Source organism: Bifidobacterium sp. H6bp9 (genome assembly GCF_032193695.1).
Taxonomy (GTDB): Bacteria; Actinomycetota; Actinomycetes; order Actinomycetales; family Bifidobacteriaceae; genus Bombiscardovia; species Bombiscardovia kimbladii.
This window is the reverse complement of sequence record NZ_JASTZY010000007.1, coordinates 18,298-35,751: the sequence shown is the minus strand read 5'-3', so window position 1 is coordinate 35,751 and position 17,454 is coordinate 18,298. Positions and strand designations below refer to the sequence as shown.

The 17,454-nt window shown below is 60.5% G+C and carries 14 protein-coding genes and 1 tRNA gene; 9 read left to right on the top strand and 6 right to left on the bottom strand.

From position 1 onward, the window contains the following. Positions 1-106 precede the first annotated feature (106 nt). The 4 genes from QRX40_RS07995 to htpX all read left to right on the top strand — a co-directional run bounded on the left by QRX40_RS07995 (position 107) and on the right by htpX (position 4,545). Positions 107-1,573 (top strand): FAD-dependent oxidoreductase, encoded by a 1,467-nt coding sequence (locus tag QRX40_RS07995; RefSeq protein ID WP_313837585.1) that lies wholly within the window; start codon positions 107-109, stop codon positions 1,571-1,573. Positions 1,574-1,744: 171 nt separating this feature from the next. Further along, entirely contained in the window at positions 1,745-2,926 is a 1,182-nt protein-coding gene (locus QRX40_RS07990; RefSeq protein WP_313837542.1) for an ImmA/IrrE family metallo-endopeptidase, read from the top strand. Then, complete coding sequence (locus QRX40_RS07985) at positions 2,923-3,522, top strand: DUF4411 family protein (RefSeq protein ID WP_313837541.1); 600 nt, start codon at positions 2,923-2,925, stop codon at positions 3,520-3,522. Before QRX40_RS07990 ends, QRX40_RS07985 begins: the two co-directional genes overlap by 4 nt. A gap of 87 nt (positions 3,523-3,609) precedes the next feature. Beyond that, on the top strand, positions 3,610-4,545 hold the full coding sequence (htpX, locus tag QRX40_RS07980; RefSeq protein WP_313837540.1) for a zinc metalloprotease HtpX: 936 nt from the start codon (positions 3,610-3,612) through the stop codon (positions 4,543-4,545). A 132-nt stretch (positions 4,546-4,677) separates the two neighbouring features. Here the strand turns inward: htpX and nagA are convergent, their stop codons facing one another. From nagA to QRX40_RS07960, 4 genes are read right to left on the bottom strand one after another with little or no spacing between them, the layout of a single operon-like run. Further along, positions 4,678-5,976, bottom strand: a complete 1,299-nt coding sequence (gene nagA / locus QRX40_RS07975) for an N-acetylglucosamine-6-phosphate deacetylase (protein ID WP_313837538.1) — start codon at positions 5,974-5,976, stop codon at positions 4,678-4,680. A gap of 14 nt (positions 5,977-5,990) precedes the next feature. Then, positions 5,991-6,779 (bottom strand): glucosamine-6-phosphate deaminase, encoded by a 789-nt coding sequence (gene nagB / locus QRX40_RS07970; protein ID WP_306221597.1) that lies wholly within the window; start codon positions 6,777-6,779, stop codon positions 5,991-5,993. After that, positions 6,776-7,882 carry an ROK family protein gene (locus QRX40_RS07965; RefSeq protein WP_313837535.1) on the bottom strand — a complete coding sequence of 369 codons (1,107 nt, stop codon included), beginning with the start codon at positions 7,880-7,882 and terminating at the stop codon, positions 6,776-6,778. The genes nagB and QRX40_RS07965 overlap by 4 nt, the downstream gene beginning before the upstream one ends. 5 nt (positions 7,883-7,887) lie before the next feature. Next, positions 7,888-9,192 carry an AGE family epimerase/isomerase gene (locus QRX40_RS07960; RefSeq protein ID WP_313837534.1) on the bottom strand — a complete coding sequence of 435 codons (1,305 nt, stop codon included), beginning with the start codon at positions 9,190-9,192 and terminating at the stop codon, positions 7,888-7,890. A gap of 298 nt (positions 9,193-9,490) precedes the next feature. Here QRX40_RS07960 and QRX40_RS07955 point away from each other — a divergent pair, with 298 nt between their 5' ends. Both QRX40_RS07955 and QRX40_RS07950 read left to right on the top strand, forming a co-directional pair. Then, positions 9,491-10,609 carry an ROK family transcriptional regulator gene (locus tag QRX40_RS07955; protein WP_313837533.1) on the top strand — a complete coding sequence of 373 codons (1,119 nt, stop codon included), beginning with the start codon at positions 9,491-9,493 and terminating at the stop codon, positions 10,607-10,609. 123 nt (positions 10,610-10,732) lie between these two features. After that, positions 10,733-10,803: transfer RNA gene (locus tag QRX40_RS07950), tRNA-Gly, on the top strand. A 1,197-nt stretch (positions 10,804-12,000) separates the two neighbouring features. On the opposite strand, the gene QRX40_RS07945 is transcribed toward QRX40_RS07950, so the two are convergent. Further along, entirely contained in the window at positions 12,001-12,402 is a 402-nt protein-coding gene (locus QRX40_RS07945) for a hypothetical protein (RefSeq protein WP_313837531.1), read from the bottom strand. A 754-nt stretch (positions 12,403-13,156) separates the two neighbouring features. Between QRX40_RS07945 and QRX40_RS07940 the strand changes: the two genes are divergently transcribed. The 3 genes from QRX40_RS07940 to QRX40_RS07930 all read left to right on the top strand — a co-directional run bounded on the left by QRX40_RS07940 (position 13,157) and on the right by QRX40_RS07930 (position 15,191). Further along, positions 13,157-13,390: a DUF2188 domain-containing protein gene (locus QRX40_RS07940; protein WP_045934889.1), complete on the top strand. Its 234-nt coding sequence runs from the start codon at positions 13,157-13,159 to the stop codon at positions 13,388-13,390. A gap of 204 nt (positions 13,391-13,594) precedes the next feature. Further along, the gene (locus QRX40_RS07935; protein ID WP_313837526.1) at positions 13,595-14,404 is read left to right on the top strand and encodes a hypothetical protein; all 810 of its coding nucleotides are present in this window, start codon (positions 13,595-13,597) and stop codon (positions 14,402-14,404) included. A 31-nt stretch (positions 14,405-14,435) separates the two neighbouring features. Next, positions 14,436-15,191: an alpha/beta hydrolase gene (locus QRX40_RS07930; protein WP_024627569.1), complete on the top strand. Its 756-nt coding sequence runs from the start codon at positions 14,436-14,438 to the stop codon at positions 15,189-15,191. Positions 15,192-15,197: 6 nt separating this feature from the next. On the opposite strand, the gene QRX40_RS07925 is transcribed toward QRX40_RS07930, so the two are convergent. Further along, positions 15,198-17,417, bottom strand: coding sequence for a cation:proton antiporter (locus QRX40_RS07925; RefSeq protein WP_313837525.1), 2,220 nt, complete (start codon positions 17,415-17,417; stop codon positions 15,198-15,200). Positions 17,418-17,454: the final 37 nt, after the last annotated feature.

Below are 17,454 nucleotides of genomic sequence, written 5' to 3'. Positions count from 1 at the left end.
ACGCTTGGTGAAAGTCCCGGGGATGGAGCCCGCCTGGCTCTGTTCCCGACCGTCGCTTTGCGTTAGGCTGACAAGCATGAGCGATATTACTGTCAACGATTCCACCATGCCCGCACCGGCCCGCGGCGAGGAAGCCGGCTCACCCCTGCGCGTGGCCGTCATAGGCGCGGGACCAGCAGGGGTCTACGCCTCTGACATTCTGCTGCGGCAGCTTCGGGAGAAGGGCGCCGACCTTGGACTGGGCGACCGGGCCCGCATCGACCTGTTCGAAAAACTGCCCGTCCCCTTCGGTCTGGTCCGCTACGGCGTGGCCCCGGACCATCCCAGCATCAAGTACATCGCCGGCGCCTTGGAGAAGACCCTGGACAATCCCGAGATCCACCTCTATGCGGATGTGGAGTTCGGCAGGGACATCGACCTGGATGATCTGCTTCAGCGCTACGATGTGGTTCTTTTCGCCACTGGTGCGGTGGACGACCGCCCCCTGGAGATCGCCGGGCACGAGCTTGATGGCGTTCACGGGGCCGCCCACTTCGTCGAATGGTATGACGGCTATCCCGACGCTGACCAGAACTGGCCCCTGGACGCCAAGCAGGTGGCCGTCATCGGAGGCGGGAACGTGGCCATGGATGTCTCCAGAATCCTGATGCGGCGGGCCGACGACCTGCTGGGCACCGACATCCCCGATAATGTCTACCAGGGGATTCAGGGCAACCAGGCCCGTGAACTGCACATGTTCATCCGTCGCGGACCAGCCCAGGCCAAGTTCTCAGTCCAGGAGCTGCGCGAGCTGGAGAAGCTGCCCGGAGTGCAAATCGTCATCGACGAGGAGGACTTCGACCTGGATCAGGAGACCATCGACCGGGCCGGTGCCGATAAGCTGACCAGGCAGATGCTGGAGGAGCTCTTCACCATCAGGGAGATGGCCGAGGACATGGCTGAGGACGGCGGCGTCGACTTCGAAGGCAACCCCGCCGACCGCCGTTTCTATATGCACTTCTACCGGATGCCAGCCGCAATCATCGGCCAGGATGGCAAGGTGACCGGCATTCGGGTGGAGAAGACCAAGGTCACGCCCGAGGGCACCATGGAGGAGATTAGCCAGTACGAGGAGTACCCGGTTCAGGCCGTCTACCATGCCATCGGCTACAAGCCTGCCGAGGTTCCCGGCATTCCCTACGATTTCTCCGGCTACACCCTCTCCAACGTCCACGGTCGTGTGACCACTGCTCCCGAGGGGCAGGACGGCCGACCCATCGACCGTCTCTACGCCACGGGCTGGGCCAAGAGGGGGCCTGTGGGCCTGATCGGGTCCACCAAGTCCGATGCCCTGGAGACCATCGGTAACATGCTGGATGACTTGGCTGCCAGCCCGTCTCGCGGCCGCTTCGCCCAGGACCGTGACGACGATTCGATTGATCGCTTCCTGGCTGACAAGGGTATCGAGCCCATCGACTTTGCCGGCTGGAAGCGGGTGGATGCCTACGAGCGGGCCGAGGGGGCCAAAGTTGGCCGTGAGCATATCAAGGTCATCGACCCCGACCAGCTCCGCCAGCTCGCCCACGGCGAGTAGGCGATCGCTCCTGGGCCTGTGTTAGCAGTGGCAGGACCTGGATGAGGTTCATGAATCCTCACCCGGGTCCTATTTTCTTAGCATTCAATACTGGGTGCTTACTGCAGACGGATGGGCCTCGCGTAGCTATCATTGTCATTAGAGCCCCTCACGGAATCGAAGGAGCGTGACATGGCTAATCTGACTCTCTATCCGGCCACCCTCCAATGGGCCGTTGAGGAGAGCGATGCCGATCCAGTGGCCCTGTCTCAGCGCCGGGGACTTGGCCAGTTGCCGGATTGGCTGGAATCCAAGGAACCCGTATCCGTATCCTTCAACAAGGTTGAGCAGCTCAGCAGGGCCCTGCATGTGCCTTTCGGCGCCCTGGTCAGGTCGGTTGTGCCCCAGCGTCGCCTTGAACCTCTGGTTCGTTACCGGACCGTAGGCAACACGTCTGTGCAGCCCAGCAAAAATCTGCAGGACACCATCGACCAGATGCGGTTCAGGCAGGAGTGGGCCAGGGATGAATTGCTTGAGTCCGGCTTGGATGCCAACCCGCTAGTCGGTTCGGTGCGCGATGCCGAGCAGGACGATGCCCTGGCTGATGCGCTTCGCTCCACCCTTGGGTTTGATGGGCGCTCTGCCTGGGAGGGCGGCAATTCCAGCGACCGTTTCCGCCAGCTCAAGGAACGTGCCTCCCATGCGGGCATCATGATCATGCTCAACTCCCAGGTGGGTTCCGTGAGTTCTCGAAAGCTGGATCTTCAGGAGTTCCGGGGATTCGTGCTGATCGACGATATGGCTCCGCTGGTGTTCATCAACAGAAATGATTCCTTTGACGGCATGATCTTCACCTTGATTCACGAGGTGGGGCACGTACTGCTGGGCACTCAGGAGCTCTTCGACGGCATTGGCGGCCAAGGGGGCCGCAAGGCCACGGAGCGCGCGATAAACCGGGCGGTGGTAAAGGCCGTGATTGACGACGAGCGCTTCCGGCGGCTCTGGCAGGAGAAGCTGGACGGTGGCAAAGAGCCGGCTGATGCCGCGGAGTCCATAGCTGACGACTTCCATCTGAGTGCCTTGGCCATGGGGATACAAGCCCATCAGTTTGGCTTGACTGATGAGGATACGCTTGAGGAGCTGCGGGCACGAATGGATCGGCATCTTCATGACAGGGCCGTCCACCGTCAGGAGCGGGAATCCCGCGGTAATGGCAACAGGACCAATGCCTCCAGGGTCGATACCGGTTTCGTCCGCCTGGTCAATGCTGCCATGGACGGGGGAAGACTGGCTCCGACTGAGGGCTTCGACCTGGTGGGGGTGCGTTCCCCGCAGTCTTATCAGGGGTTGATTCGTGAAAAGAAGCTGATATGACCGCCACCCTCTACCTGCCCGATTCCAACGTCTTCATCGCCTCCTGCCGGCTCAACCATCCTTTCGACTACAAGGAATTCCACCCCTTCTGGCGATGGATGGAAAAGCTGGCTGAGGACAAGGCGATCGCCTTGGTGGATGTCGTCTACGACGAGCTGGTCAACGAGCAGGCCGCTGATCCCGATATGCTGGATCTTTGGGTATGTGCAATGTTCAAAGGTCGTCAAATAAGTCATAAGGATGACAGGTATGGGCAGGTCTATGCGCAAATCCAGGATTATCTGGTCACCTGCGGGAAGTATACGGAAGAGTCGCGCCGATACTGGGAGTCAGAGAGCAAGGCGGATCCCTGGCTGATCGCTGTGGCCAAGGTCGAGGGGGCAGTCATCGTGACGGATGAGGCCCGGGTTCCGCTGCAACAGGGGCAGCACATGAAGAAAGAGCCCAAGATCCCTAATATCGCTGACCATTTTGGGGTGGAGACCATGAGCCTGCGTCGATTCTTCGATGAAAACGGGAGGATGAAGAAGGCCCAATATGTTCTTCCTAAGCCTCAAGGCGAGAGGAAAGACGTGAGCCAACCAGGCCTGTTCTGAAAGGACAGTAGGGGGAGGAGCCCAGCAGTCCTATCTTTTCAGCGGTCGTTCAGCAAAAATTCAGCGGCATTGTCTACCATGGAACACATGAATGGCAAGCTGAAGGTTCACGGACATTTCAACGGCCTTAAAACGACGCTTTTGTTCGCCCTCATGTGGGCCGTTATTATGCTCATCTGGTGGCTGACCGGCGGCCGCCAGGGGACGCTGGGCGTCTATATCCTCATAGGTCTGGCCACCACTTTCGGATCCTACTGGTTCTCCGACAAGGTGGCGATCGCCTCCATGCATGCCCGGCCGGTCAGCGAGCAGGAGGCTCCCGACCTTTATCGGATTGTCCGGGAGCTGTCGGGGAGGGCCGGCAAGCCCATGCCCCGCATCTACATTGCCCCCACCGACTCGCCCAATGCCTTTGCCACAGGCCGCAACGAGCGCCATGCCGCCGTCTGCTGCACCCAGGGGATCCTGCGCATCCTCAACGAGCGTGAGATTCGCGGTGTGCTGGGCCACGAGCTCATGCATGTCTACAACCATGACATTCTGACTTCTGCAGTTGCTTCGGCCATGGCCACGGTCATCACCTACCTGGGGTACTCCCTCATGTATTTCGGCGGCGACAGCCGGGACAGGGATAACGATTCCGGCGTCTTCGGCCTCCTGGGCGTGCTGATCAGTTCGATTCTGGCACCCCTGGGCGCCTCCTTGATCCAGATGGCCATTTCCCGCACCCGAGAGTATGACGCCGACGAGGACGGCAGTCGGCTGACCGGAGACCCGGCGGCTCTGGCATCGGCGCTGAACAAAATATCCTACGGGTCTCAGGCCGCGCCCATGCCGCAGACCGCCGGCACCCAGAGTGCCGCCGCCATGATGATCGAGAATCCCTTCTCGGTCAGGGGATTCAGCAGGCTTTTCTCCACCCATCCGCCCACCGATGAGCGCATAGCCCGCCTGATGCAGATGAGCCAGGAGATGGGGCAGACCCAGGTGAATTCCGGGCATGGAGCCCAGGTGGGGTACTGAGAGAACAGCGGGCTGAGGCGCCTGTACACCTGTCGATAGTGGTGACCGTTTCCGCCTTAGTGCCCCCAGTTGCGAAGAATCCTGCTCGTCATAGAGGCAACAAGGAACCCGAGGCTTTAGGTTATCCGTGCTTTAGATCTGAATTCTGCGCCCGTTGCAGACCACGGTTTTGACGGACCAGTCGGCCGGGTTCAGGAGGAGGAGGTCGGCCGCATAGCCGGGTGCCAGCAGACCCAGCGGGGCATCGGTGGTGCGGTTGGGGCGGTCCAGCCCCAGGGCCCGGGCAGGTGTCAGAGTGGCGGCTTCCACTGCCTGTGGGGCTGGGACGCCAATGTATCGGATGGCTCTGCCGACCGCTACATCCAGGGTTAGCGTTGAACCAGCGATTACTCCGTTGGAGGTCAGGCGGGCGTGGCCGCCCTTCACTGTTACATGCAGGGAACCCAGCTTGTAGGCGCCGTCCTCGCAGCCGGTGGCCTCCATGGCGTCGGTGACCAGGGCTATCCGATGGGGGAAGAGCCTGAAGGCCAGATCGACGCAGGGGTCCTGCACATGGAAACCGTCGTTGATCAGCTCGGCCGTGACCCGAGGGTCCTCCACGGCGGCCGGAATGGGTCCTGGCTGACGGTGGCGGATGCCGTTCATGGCGTTGAAGACATGAGTGAGTATGCGGGCGCCGGCATCAAAGGCGCGGCGGGTCTGGTCATAGTCGGCATCGCAATGGCCGACCGCGGGCACCACGCCAGATCCGGCCAGGCGTGATATGGCCTCGTAGCCATGGTCGCGCTCGGGGGCCAGCGTCACCTGGCGTATGCAACCGTCGGCGGCCTCCAGAAGACTGTCGAGAACCGCGGGTTCAGGGTCGCGCAGGCACTTGGGATCGTGCGCCCCCTTGCGGGAGAGGGCGATGAAGGGTCCCTCCAAGTGGGCGCCCAGCACGTCGGGTCTGGAGTCCATGACCCGCCTGACCGAGCGCAGATTGGTGCACATCGTGTCGACCGGGTTGGTGATCAGGCTGAGCACCTGCCGGGTGGTTCCATGGACCATATGGCAGGCCCTGGCCGTGCGAATGGCCTCGTCACCGTCATCGAAGGAGTGAACCCAGCCGCCGTGGGAGTGGATGTCGATGAACCCGGGGGTGAGGATGAAGCCGGCTGCGTCGATGAACTCCATACCGCTCGCATTCACGTCATGGTTATCGGATCCAGGCTGGAAGGACTGGGGCAGGCCAGAGGCCCTCAGGGCGGATTCCAGGCTCTCCCGGCCTTGTCCGACCTGCTCGATCCTGCCATCCAGGGCCAGAATCCAGCTGTCTTCCCTGATGCCCCGGGCATCTATCAGCCTTGCGCCGGTCAGGACAAGGGGATGGGCCGGTCCATTCAGGGATGACTCGACCGCGAGCCCCGCCGACTCGTATGCTTCCTTGGACATGTTTGGTCTGCCTTCTAGATGGACTGCCAGTCAGGCTTGTTGGCATAGGCCCACTTGTAGTAGTCGCGGTTGCGCAGGCGGGAAGCGGCGGCCTCGTCCACGATCACGGTGGCGTGGGGATGCATCTGGAGGGCGGAGGCCGGGCAGAAGGACGATATGCCGCCCTCTACGCTCTCGGCCACGGCTTCCGCCTTGCCGGCCCCGAAGGCCAGGAGGACCAGCTGGCGTGCCTTGAGGATGGTCCCGATCCCCTGGGTGATGCAGTGGGTGGGCACCTGGTCCATGTCATTGTCGAAGAATCGGGCGTTGTCGATGCGTGTCTGCTCGGTCAGGGTCTTGATGCGGGTGCCCGAGGCCAGGGAGGATCCGGGCTCATTGAAGCCGATGTGTCCATCAGTGCCGATGCCTAGGATCTGCAGGTCGACGCCGCCGGCATCCTCGATTGCCTGGTCGTACACGCGGCCAGCGTCCTTGATGGTTTCCAGGTTCCCATTGGGCACCCTCACCTTGGCAGGGTCCAGGCCCAGAGGCTTGACCACGGTCCGGTCGATGGTGGACCGGTAGGACTGGGGGTGGGCCGGATCCAGCCCCGCATACTCGTCCAGGGCGAAGCCGCGCACCTGGGATACGTCGATCCCCTCCTTGTGGACCAGATCGGCCAGCGCCTGGTATGCCGCCAGGGGGCTGGACCCCGTGGCCAGACCCAGCACGCAGTCAGGCTTGCGCCGGATCAGGTCGGCCGTGCAGCGGGCATAGATTTGGCCGGCTTCCTCCTGGGACTTGACGATGATGATTTCGGTCATGATGCGATTTCCTTTCCGATAAAGTCAAATGGGCGACTGTCGGCGGCCATGCGTCCTGCCAGGGCGGCGCCGATGGCTGCGATGGGCAGGTCGGCCGTGGCCAGGCGCAACCGGTCGGGCAGATTCAGCGAGGCGATGAAGTGGCTGCAGGCCGCGCTCCTATGCAGATGCTCGGTGACCAGATCCAGCAGGGGCTGGCCGGTTTTGCTCATGCCGCCGCCCAGGATGATGATTGCGGGATCGATGGTCAGGGCCACGATCTGCACGGCCAGGGCAATGCCATGGCCGATGATGTCCTCCACTCTCTGGGCGCGCTGATTCCCTTGACTTGCCTGGGCGATCAGGTCGGGCAGGGGATGGGCGATTCCCGGCCAGAGGGCTTCCACGGCCGAGCCTGAGGCCACCGTTTCCAGACAGCCGCACTGACCGCACTTGCAGGGGAACTGGTGGGCATCCACCGAGATGTGGCCAATTTCGCCGATTGCCCCGCTGGCTCCGTGTTCGATTCGGCCTCCGCGTATGATGCCTGCTGCCAGACCCGTGCCTAGGTTGATGAAGGCCACTACGTGGTTGTCCTGGTCAGGCAGGGCCCTGGGTCCGTCACGCCCCGGCTCTGATGCGGGTCGTCGGGCCTGGTTCCGGGCAGATGCGGAGTGTGGTGTGGCTCCAGGTGCTATCAGGGTGTTGCCAGCCTGCGAGGCAGCTCCCAGAGCAGCGACGTTGACATCGTTCTCGACGCGGACGGGCAGACCGGTAGTCTTGGCGACGGCAGGGCCCAGAGCCATGTGGCGGATGCCCAGGTTGACCGCGTCATCTACCATTCCCCGATTGGCATCCACGCGCCCCGGGATGCCTAAGCCTACGGTGACCGGACCCTGATTTGGGTCCACCTGATCCAGCAGGTGGCGGACAAGTGTCACTGTGTCGTCATGAACCGCTTGGTTGCCCTGGCGCGTGGGGATTCGATGGCAGGCTAGCAGGTGTTCGTCACCATCTATGGCCACGCCCTCGATCTTGGTGCCGCCGATGTCAATTCCCAGGCTGATCGGGCCGGCCTGGACGCTATCTTTGTCCGCCCTGGGATGCGGGGTCGATGTTGCCATGGGGTTCAGCGGGCCTGGCCCTGGTCCGTCCGTCCCTGCCCGCAGGCCTGCTTGATGGCCGTAGCGATGGAGACCGCCGGGTCGTTGTAGGGGATCAGGGTGGACTGGAAGGCGTGATAGAGGTCGGACTTGCCGGGCCAGACCGTGCCGATCACGTGGTTGTCGGCATCCAGCTGATGCCACCAGGATCCGCCCTGGTGGTCGATCAGATAGTGGTCTACGTAGCTGCAGAAGGTGGCGTACCAGTCGGCGTAGGTGGCCTTGCCGGTGGCTGCGTAGAGGGTGGACGAGGTATTCAGGGCCTCGGCCAGGGTCCAGTGCATGCGGTCGTGGACCACCGGGCGGCCCTGCCAGTCCGTGGTGTAGACCAGGCCCTCGGCTCCGTCGGCGGCCCAGCCATCCTCAACAGCCCTGGCGAACAGGTGCTCGGCAGCTTCGATGTAGCGGCGGCGGTCGGTCTCCTGATCGAACCTGCTTAATGCGTACTGGGTGATCAGCCTGGCCCATTCGATCCCGTGGCCCGGTGTGGCCCCGTAAGGCTTGAACTGATCGGCCTTGTTGTCCTGGTTGTAGTCCAGATCGGCCTGCCAGTCGCTGTTGAAATGCTCGGGAATGCGCCACTGGTTGTTCTCGGCCCAGCTGATGACCTGGTCGATGATGCGGCCGGCGCGCTCGCGGTAGTCCTCCTTGCCGGTGGCATCGGCCACGGCCAGGAAGGCCTCGGTGCTGTGCATGTTGGCGTTGAGTCCCCGGTAGGGGTCCAGCCGGGTGAAGCCGCTGTCCCAGGTATCGACGGCCAGGCCCTTCTTGTCATCCCAGAAGTAGCGGTTGAAGATCTCCAGCGCCTGATCCAGCAGCTCCTGTCCATCGGGATCGCCGGCCAGCATGGCCGAGGAGGCAGCCAGGACCACGAAGGCGTGGGTGTAGCAGGACTTGCCGCTCTCGGGCTGGCCCTGCCAGGAGACTGAAGGGTACCAGCCGCCGTGTTCATCGTCGTGCAGGTTGCCTTGAAGGGCCTGGACGCCGCGGTGGACCAGCTCCGACGCTCCCGGGTAGCCCAGGAGGCTGCCGATGGCGTAGACGTGGGTCATCCGGCAGGTGATCCAGGTCTGAATGCCCTGGTCGGGGTCGATGCTGCCGTCGTCATTGAGCCAGCCGGCGCCGCCCTGCTCGGTGGGGAACCCGCGCCCGAAGTCCAGGAAACCGTAGGTCTGCGAGGCCATGAAGATGCGGTTGGCCTCGTTGCCCAGCAGGTATCGGGGATTGATGGCGGACGGTGAGGTTCCCGAATGGTCCGGTGTCGTGGTCATGGAGATCGCTCCTTTGCTCAGCGAGGGGATGCAGCTGTTTCTGGTATCTGTTCACAGCCTAACACGTAATTGTTAGGAAACTGAACTTTTTACTGGCAGCCCCCTTGGTCTTGTCTACGATGCTATTGCGCGGTCTTGAAAAGGAACCGTTTTGATACTGCTATGACGAGATCTGGGCCTGCCTGGGCAAGGAAGTTTACAATATAAGAAGCAAGCATGGATGGGCATGGTCACGGGGTTCAAGGCCCAATCCCCATGGCGGGTCCCCGTTCCCGCATTATCTATCGTCAGGCGAATTATGACCAGCAATACCGGCAACCTGTCCAAGGCACTGCCCAAGTCGGTGCGGCATCACAACCGAGCTATCCTGCTCAGGCTGCTCTATCCCGATGTCAGCATGACTAGGGCTGATCTGGCCCGCGCTTCAGGGCTGACCAGGGTCGCCATATCAGACATCGTGGCCGAGCTGCTGGACGAGCATCTGCTTGTGGAGGTGGGTTATAGCAAATCCACAGGGCCGGGCAAGCGGGGACGGCTGCTGCGCATCAATCCTGACGGGCGCAGCATCCTGGCCCTGGATCTTTCCACGCCCTACGTCTTCAGGGGAGCGGTGCTCAACCTGACCGGGCAGGTGGTGGCGCGTGAGGAGATCCCGCTGACTGCTGACGGCAAGGTTCCCCTGGACTTGGTGGGGGAGCTGACCGATTCGTTGATGCAGCGGGCGGTTCATCCCATTATGGGCATCGGCGTATCCAGTCCCGGCATCGTCAGTGCTGAAGGCGTGGTGGATGATGCTACCAACCTTGGCTGGGTTCAGACCGACCTGCGCGGCTATCTGCATGAGAAGACAGGCCTGGATGTGACAGTCAACAACGATGCCAACAACGAGGTTCTGGCCGAGCAGCAGTTCGGCTCAGGACAGTCCGACCTATTGCTGGTCCATCTGGGCGACGGAGTTGGGGCAGGATTGCTGGTTTCCGGCGAGCTGGTGACCGGTTGCAACCGCGCGGCCGGCGAGATTGGCCATGTGGTGGTGGACCCCACCGGTCCTCAGTGCCGCTGCGGCAAGCGCGGCTGCTTGGAATCGCTGATCAGCGTTCCTAAGCTGACTGCTGCAATGGACAGGGATCCTGACAATCTGGCCAGCATTTTGCGCCGGGCTGGCGAACTGCTGGGCCGTGCCCTGACCATGCCTGCCGGCCTTATGGACATTCCTCGTGTGGCGGTCCTTGGCGACTCTAGGGTGGTCAACCGCATCTTCCTGAGCGCCATGGAGAAGACCATGAACGATGCCTTGGCCGCTGATTTCCGGCGGCCCCTTGTGGTCGATCGCTCGGCCCTGGGTGAGGATGCCGCCTTGCTCGGGGCCTGCAGCACAGTGGTGGCGGACCTGATCGAGCCTGACGGCACCGTATGAAAGTGGACTGAAGACCTGTCTCGCAACCGTGCCCGGTGTTGGTGATTCGCGCACATCGCCGAGACCTGCTACCATAGTGATTCGCATGCGGTTGGCCGAGGTCTGACCCCGGCAGCCGGATTTGCGGGCGTAGTTCATTGGTAGAATGGAAGCTTCCCAAGCTTCAGAGGCGGGTCCGATTCCCGTCGCCCGCTCTTGACTGGATTGCTGGGCTATCAAGGAAAAAGTTATTTGTTTAAGTATGATAACTGATTGATGTTAGCAGTTTGCCAACAGTTATAGTGCGAGAGGAAAGGGGTCAACGTTGACGTATAGCTATACAATAGGCAAAAAGGCTGCCACCCTTGATCGTTATACAGGCGGAAATGAGCAGTATTGCAGAGCAAGAGAATGGTGGTTGGAGCACCCTCGTTGTAGCGAAAGGGAACTGCAGGAATACTTGATCCACGATTTTGGGTTTATCGCAGACTCGGGTACAGGCTCTGGTACAGAATCGGGTACAGGCTCTGGTAAAGGCTCGGCTGATGTTGCAGAACGTGCTCATAAGATTGCGGTGTGTCTTTGCGAGAGTAAGCCACGTCAGACGACATCAATAGGGTCTGTGTCATTACTGGTCGCATTACTGGCGTTGGTAATTTCTATTTGCTCGGCGCAGTTTAACAAATATCCGGAGTTGGTAGGAGAGGTTCTTCTCGCCGCTATATGTCTTGTAGTGCTCTTTACGGCTGTATGGGTCGTCATAAAGATTAAGACTGATCGTCGTCTCACTCTTGACACTGAATTTCGCGGGAGACTTTCGGCTCTTTAATCGCTTATTTAGTTGTTGCTGCGTGCCGCTCTAGATTGAATCCGGGGGCCTGACCTTAACTCTAGGTTAGAGTCTGTTCTTGGTCTTATGCCTGAAGGAAGGAGTCAACCACTATACGGTTCTTGTGATGGTTTGGTTTTCCTTAGGCATACACGCTTGATTGCTTCGAAAGGATGATGGGGATCCTGTAGATAGCTGGAGTGGGACTGCTGGTCATGTCGATGGCGATGAGGAGTAATATAGGTGACAACTTCAGCGCTATGGATCCGATTCTGTTCGCCTGTTCTCCTTCCTAGAAAATTCCCAATAGCATTGACATTTGGGTTTAGAAAGATTCCAGTTTCGGTAAGGATAAACAGTTGAGTGAACCTGGTATTGACCGGCTTCCTGCCAAGGATGTAGCGCATGCTCTCGCTCGAGCATATGTTGCGTTCCTTGCGAATCCATATCGTTAGGTCAATCTGATTGAGCCTACAGTCGGTAAGCAAACATCAGCATCGGCGTTTACTCACCTGAGAAATGTTGCTGACGTCTATCGAGAGGAACAGTATCTCGCCCAGACTATGCAGTAAGACGATCAACATCACTGAAAAAACAGGACTTTTGCGACGACGCTCCACCATTTCCGGGCTTTGCGTGACTTCCTTTTATACAAGGCAACAATATGGACGATGCCGCTTATCAGCCAGCAGACAAGCCCTTGAACAGTCGTCGCAATTATTCTGTTTACCCAAGTGTCTGACGAAAAATCAACGGCATACGGGAATGCCATAAAGAGCCGAATAGGAGTTTCGCGATACAAGCCCCAGCTCATTGGCAGTAACAGAACCAGGCCCAGAAACCCTGGGATAGCTTCGGTACGAACGGGTACGTGGATCATGCGGCGAAGGTCGGTCTTCTCCGTATCCTCGCCTGTTTTATCCGCTTTCCGTCCCCTGCATGCCATAGCCGCAAGGCTGCAGTATCTGTAGGTATGAAGAGCCACATGCAGACGCTTCCTCACATTCCCCGTTAATCCTGTTCTACGTGACCGCTAGTTTTCACTGAAGCGTTTCTCGTCTGTGAAAGGTTTGAATGTGCAATCCCCAAGGAGGGCGACTAAAGCAAAAGATGGTACAAATCGCGGCGTGACCCCGTTTATGTTTCCAAGTTTGATTGAGGCGTATGCCCAGACTTTTGCTCGCTTAATCCGATGTGAGGAAGTTTTATCGCAGTTTGGCTAGTTAGCATGAGATTTAGAAGTGAAGTATTGCGTGCCAACTCGACCCGCAACTATGCTGACGTGACGCCTGCTGACCAGTTGATGGATTGCTTCCTCGAAGCCATTATCAACATTTGGCGGCTCCCGGGCACACTGCTTCTCGCATCGGCGAAACAATCGCGTCTATGGTTGCAACCAGGACTCTGCTCAAATCTCTAGAATCTTAAGGTTGACGCAGATGAGTCCACCTTGCTTGAATATGCATCTACCCCAGGTCCTGTATTCAAATAGGTAACTAAACATCCGTAGTTTCGTCCCACTTAAATCACCTCATAGGAATTGCTCTGGTCCTTTTATTTTCTTCTCCATAATCGAATCTTCCGCATCTGGCCTAAAAGTTACAAGCCTGGCAACAATGGAGAAAAGCCCTTCCTAGCTGAACAATATTCCTCAAAATTCTGGAGTGTCGAAGCACGGTGCCTCAGGTCGGGCAGTGGAAGATGAGGGGGTACAGGGAAGTACGGAAAGGACGGCCATCATGGCTGATTATCACGTGCAATACGACGGGGATCGCGATCTCTGGACAGTCAAGCGGGCCGGGGCCTCACGAGTCTCCCGCACCTTCGCCACCAAGGCAGAGGCCACCAAGCAGGCCAAGGTCTTTGCAGACCGGTCCGGCGGCGGCGAGGTCAACATCCATAACAAGGGCGGCAACAAAATCCGCGACAAGCGCACCATAGGCAAGAAGGATCCCCGAGACATCAAGGGCTGAACGCTAACTGAGCTCTGGGACCTTTCGCCGTCACCGGGCCTGTACATGTGCCGAACATCGCGGCGATAAGCACCTATGCCTATAGAACTATGCCCATCTATCAGCCCAGCAGGATGTTGGGATGGTGAAGCATTGGCCGCCCTCGCTGGTCTGCTTGTGTCCGCCCCCATAGACTGAAACCAACCGTGAAAGGTGGCGAGGTCGATGGCCGATGGATTCAACCAGCTGGATCAGCGGCTGGCGGACAGCGGGTATGACGAGGGTCTGCCAGCCTCCTATCCTCCTCGTCCAGATATTGATGAGCGTCCTATTCAGATAGCCCATGCCAACATCTGGAGTCGGTTTGCGGCAGTCACGGGGCTGGTCTCGGCCCTGGCGGGCGCGGCCTTGCTGGCCCATGCCATAGCCCCCTCCAGGCTGGGGGTCATAGGCCAGGTGGGCATCTCAGCCTGGGTGGGCGTCTCTGTGGCCTTTGCCCTGTTGACCATAATCCTGGTCGTCATAGCCCGTCATTCCGGACCAGTCCCGAACCGGCCATCGGTAGGCTCGGCGGGCATTATTCTTCTGATCTGCGGAATGCTCTTGACCGTAGCAGGCCTGCTCATCGCCAACTCTTTTCCCAAGGGCATCATCAAGGCTCCTGCGCGCGACGAAGCGCCCATCAGCTCGGCCCAGGCCATGACCGGCGGTATCGACAAGGCTGCTGGACAGTGCGCCTCCGGCTGGCATGACATCGGCCTAGACGGGTATGTGGGCATCTCCCAAGCCCGGTATTGCACCGATACGACCATGGCCTACGTGGTTTTCGACAACGATTCAGCGGCATCCCTGGCCAAAGGGCCTATCCGCGCCCGCGTGCCTGATCTGCTCTCCCGCTATGGAGGCGGGTTGCAGCCCCAGGATCTGTGGCTGCTGACCGGCAAGCGTTGGATGGTGGTGGGCAGCAAGACCCAGGTGACCGGACTGCAGGGCCAGTGGGGTGGCCAGGCCGAGCCGCTCATGAGCCAGCAGTGAATGACCGGGCCAGTCGACTATCGTGGCAGATATGGATCAAGCACAAAAGGATGACGGCGGATTGGTGGGTCGGCCCTCCACGGTGGTGCCCGGACGTTTTGGGCAGGAGCTCAAGGTCGAGCAGGTCCGTTGGTCCCGCAAGCAGGGCACGGGCAACCCCTCGCGGCCCATTTTTGTACTCATGCACGGCTGGGGCTCCAACGAGGAGGACATGGCTGACCTGATGCGCTACGTGGCCCCCTACAACGACTACGCCTCCCTTCGGGCGCCCATGGTGGTGCCAGGCAGCGAGCGCGGCATGTTCGGCCCGGGCTACACCTGGTTTCACGATATGCGCCCCGAACAGGAGGACCTGGATCGGGATGGCTATGCAGCGGCTCGGGCTGTGGACGCCTGGGTTTCAGCCAACATCCCGGAGGACCGACCGGTGGTGGCCATGGGCTTCTCCCAGGGAGCCATGCTGGCTGTTCATCTGCTTCGGGTCAACCCCGAGCGCTACCGGGCATCCATATGCCTGTCCGGGTTCCTGGCCCCGGGTCTGGTGCCTGGCACCGCTCCCGCGGATGAGCGCCTGGCTGGCTTGAACAAGCCGGTCTTTCTGGGTTTCGGCTCGGATGACACCACGGTGCCCAAGTACGAATTCCGGGCCTTGGCCGCCTGGCTGGACGAGCACGTCTGGCTGCACACCACCGAGTACGACCACTTGGATCATGCCGTCGACATGCGCGAAATGAACGACCTTCGCCAGTGGCTGGGCGAGATTGACGTGACCTCGGGCCTCATGTAGATCGGCTCACAGGGCCGAGTCGGCGTCTACCTGCATGACGTAGACGTTGCGGCGCATCTTCCTGGCTGTCGTGCGCGAGATCTCCCCGGATTCGACCATGTCTTGGATCTGACCCAGCTCGATGGCATACCCTTCGCGCTTGGCTTCCTCCACCTGGTCTCTGACGGCAGGCATGCCCGCGTACTCGGTCTTCCCCTCCGCCGAGGATTCGATCATCTGGTGGTTGATGATGGTGTTGAGCAGATCCTCGGTCTTGAAGCGTCCCTTGCCCAGTTCGGAGTAGAGCTTTTCAATCAGGAAGTGGTTCATCTCCGCCTGCAGGTGGCGTCCGGCCACGAAGACACGGTCCTTGTCGATCGGCTGGGTCAGGTGCTTCAGGCGGTGGAACTCGCTGTGCAGCAGGCCCCTGAGTCGTCTGCGAGCCGTGTAGGCCCTCCAGCGGAGCTCCCCGCCCCTGTCCAGGTGGAAGAGGGACCCGGATATGGTGGACAGGATTCTGCGGGCGGCCTGTTCCTGGCTGCGCAGATTCAGCAGTTCCTCCTGGTCGTCTCCGCGGTCGCTGCGCCGGTCGATCAGCTGGGCGTCGGCATCCCTGTCGGCCACAGTCTCGGCCTCGGTGCTGGGTTCGGCTTGGGCCGCAGGCTGTGTTGATGCAGGTGCCTGCTCAATACTTGCGTCTTCGCTCTTGATCCGCTCCTCCAGCTGGTCCTGGGCCTCCTCGATCCGGCTCAGCCGTTCCTCCATGTAGTCCTGCTCCCACTCCATGGTCTGCACCTGCAGGTCCTGGAAGTCCTTGGGGGAGTACTGGCCGATCCGCGACTTGAGCTTGGCGATGCGGTGGTTGTATTGCTTGATCACCTGCTGGATGGCCAGCCGGTTCTCGTCAGTGATCCTGCTGGAGAGCTCCCGGACCGTGCCCCTGAGCACCTTGATGGATTTTTCGACCTGCTGGGCCGGCACCTCGCTGCTCTGTGAGGGGGCCAGCAGCGGCAGGGCGAAGTTGGCCAGCACCAGGGTGACGATGATGACCCCGGCGGCCACGAAGATCAGCTCGCTGCGCATGGGGAAGGCGGATCCGTCGTCGGTCATATAGGGGATGGTCAGGGCCAAGGAGAGGGTGATGGTCCCCTTGGGGCCGCCGAAGGTCATGACGGCCGCCGACCTCAGGAGCTTGGATGTGATCCTTCGTCTGCTGCCGGTTTCATGGTCCTTGGTGAAGATCAGGACGCTGGCCGTCCAGAGGAAGCGCAGCACGATCACGGTCAGGCAGACCAGGGTGATGGTGGCCATCAGCATCCAGTTGCTGACCCGCCGGTCTCGCCAGCTGGTGCCCATGGCCGCTGGCAGCAGCATGCCCAGAAGGACGAAGACCGCGCCGTTGAGGCTGAAGGAGAGCACCTTCCAGACGCTTGATGAGACGATATTGGCCTTGGAGGTATTGGGTCCCACTCCGGTGTGGTCGAAACGGACCAGCAGCCCGGTGGAGACCACGGCCAGGATTCCGGACACATGCAGGATGTTCTGCCCGACCATGTAGATCAGGAAAGGAAGGAAGAGCTCCAGCAGGATCCTGGTGGTGGTGGTTTCCCAGCCCAGGCGACGGGCTGACTCAAAGAGCCAATTGACCACAAAGCCCATAATCAGGCCGAAGCCGATGCCGCCCACGAACTCGACGAAGAACTCGCCCAGGGCTTGGGGCAGTGAGAAGGAGCCGGTCACGGTAGCCAGGATGGCGAACTGGAAGCCGATGACGCCGGTGGCGTCGTTGAAGAGCGATTCGCCGGCAAGGATCGAATGTTCGTCCGGTGTGAGGTCGGCGCTCTCGCCCAGGGAGGAAACAGCCACGGCATCCGTGGGCCCCAGGGCGGCGCCCAGGGCCATGGCTGCAGCCAGGGGGAACATGGGCCAGGCAGCATGCAGGATGACGCCCACCATGATCATGGTCAGGGCAGCCAGGCCAATGGCCAGGGAAAGGGATGACCGCAAGCCCTTGAGCAGCTCCACCTTGTTGATGGTGTGGGCCTCGTAGTAGAGCAGGGGCGCGATGAAGAGGACCATGAACAGCTCAGGATCCAGCCGCATCCGCGGGAAAATGGGCAGCAGGGCCATGACTGCGCCCAGGACGATCTGGACCAGAGGGGTGGAGATCCGGGGAATGAATCTGGAAATGAAGGAAGAGACGAGGACGGCAGCAAGTATGCACAGAATGAGGATGAATGTTTCCACGGGCTTCCTTTCCGCCACGCAATCCCGGGCGGGCTGC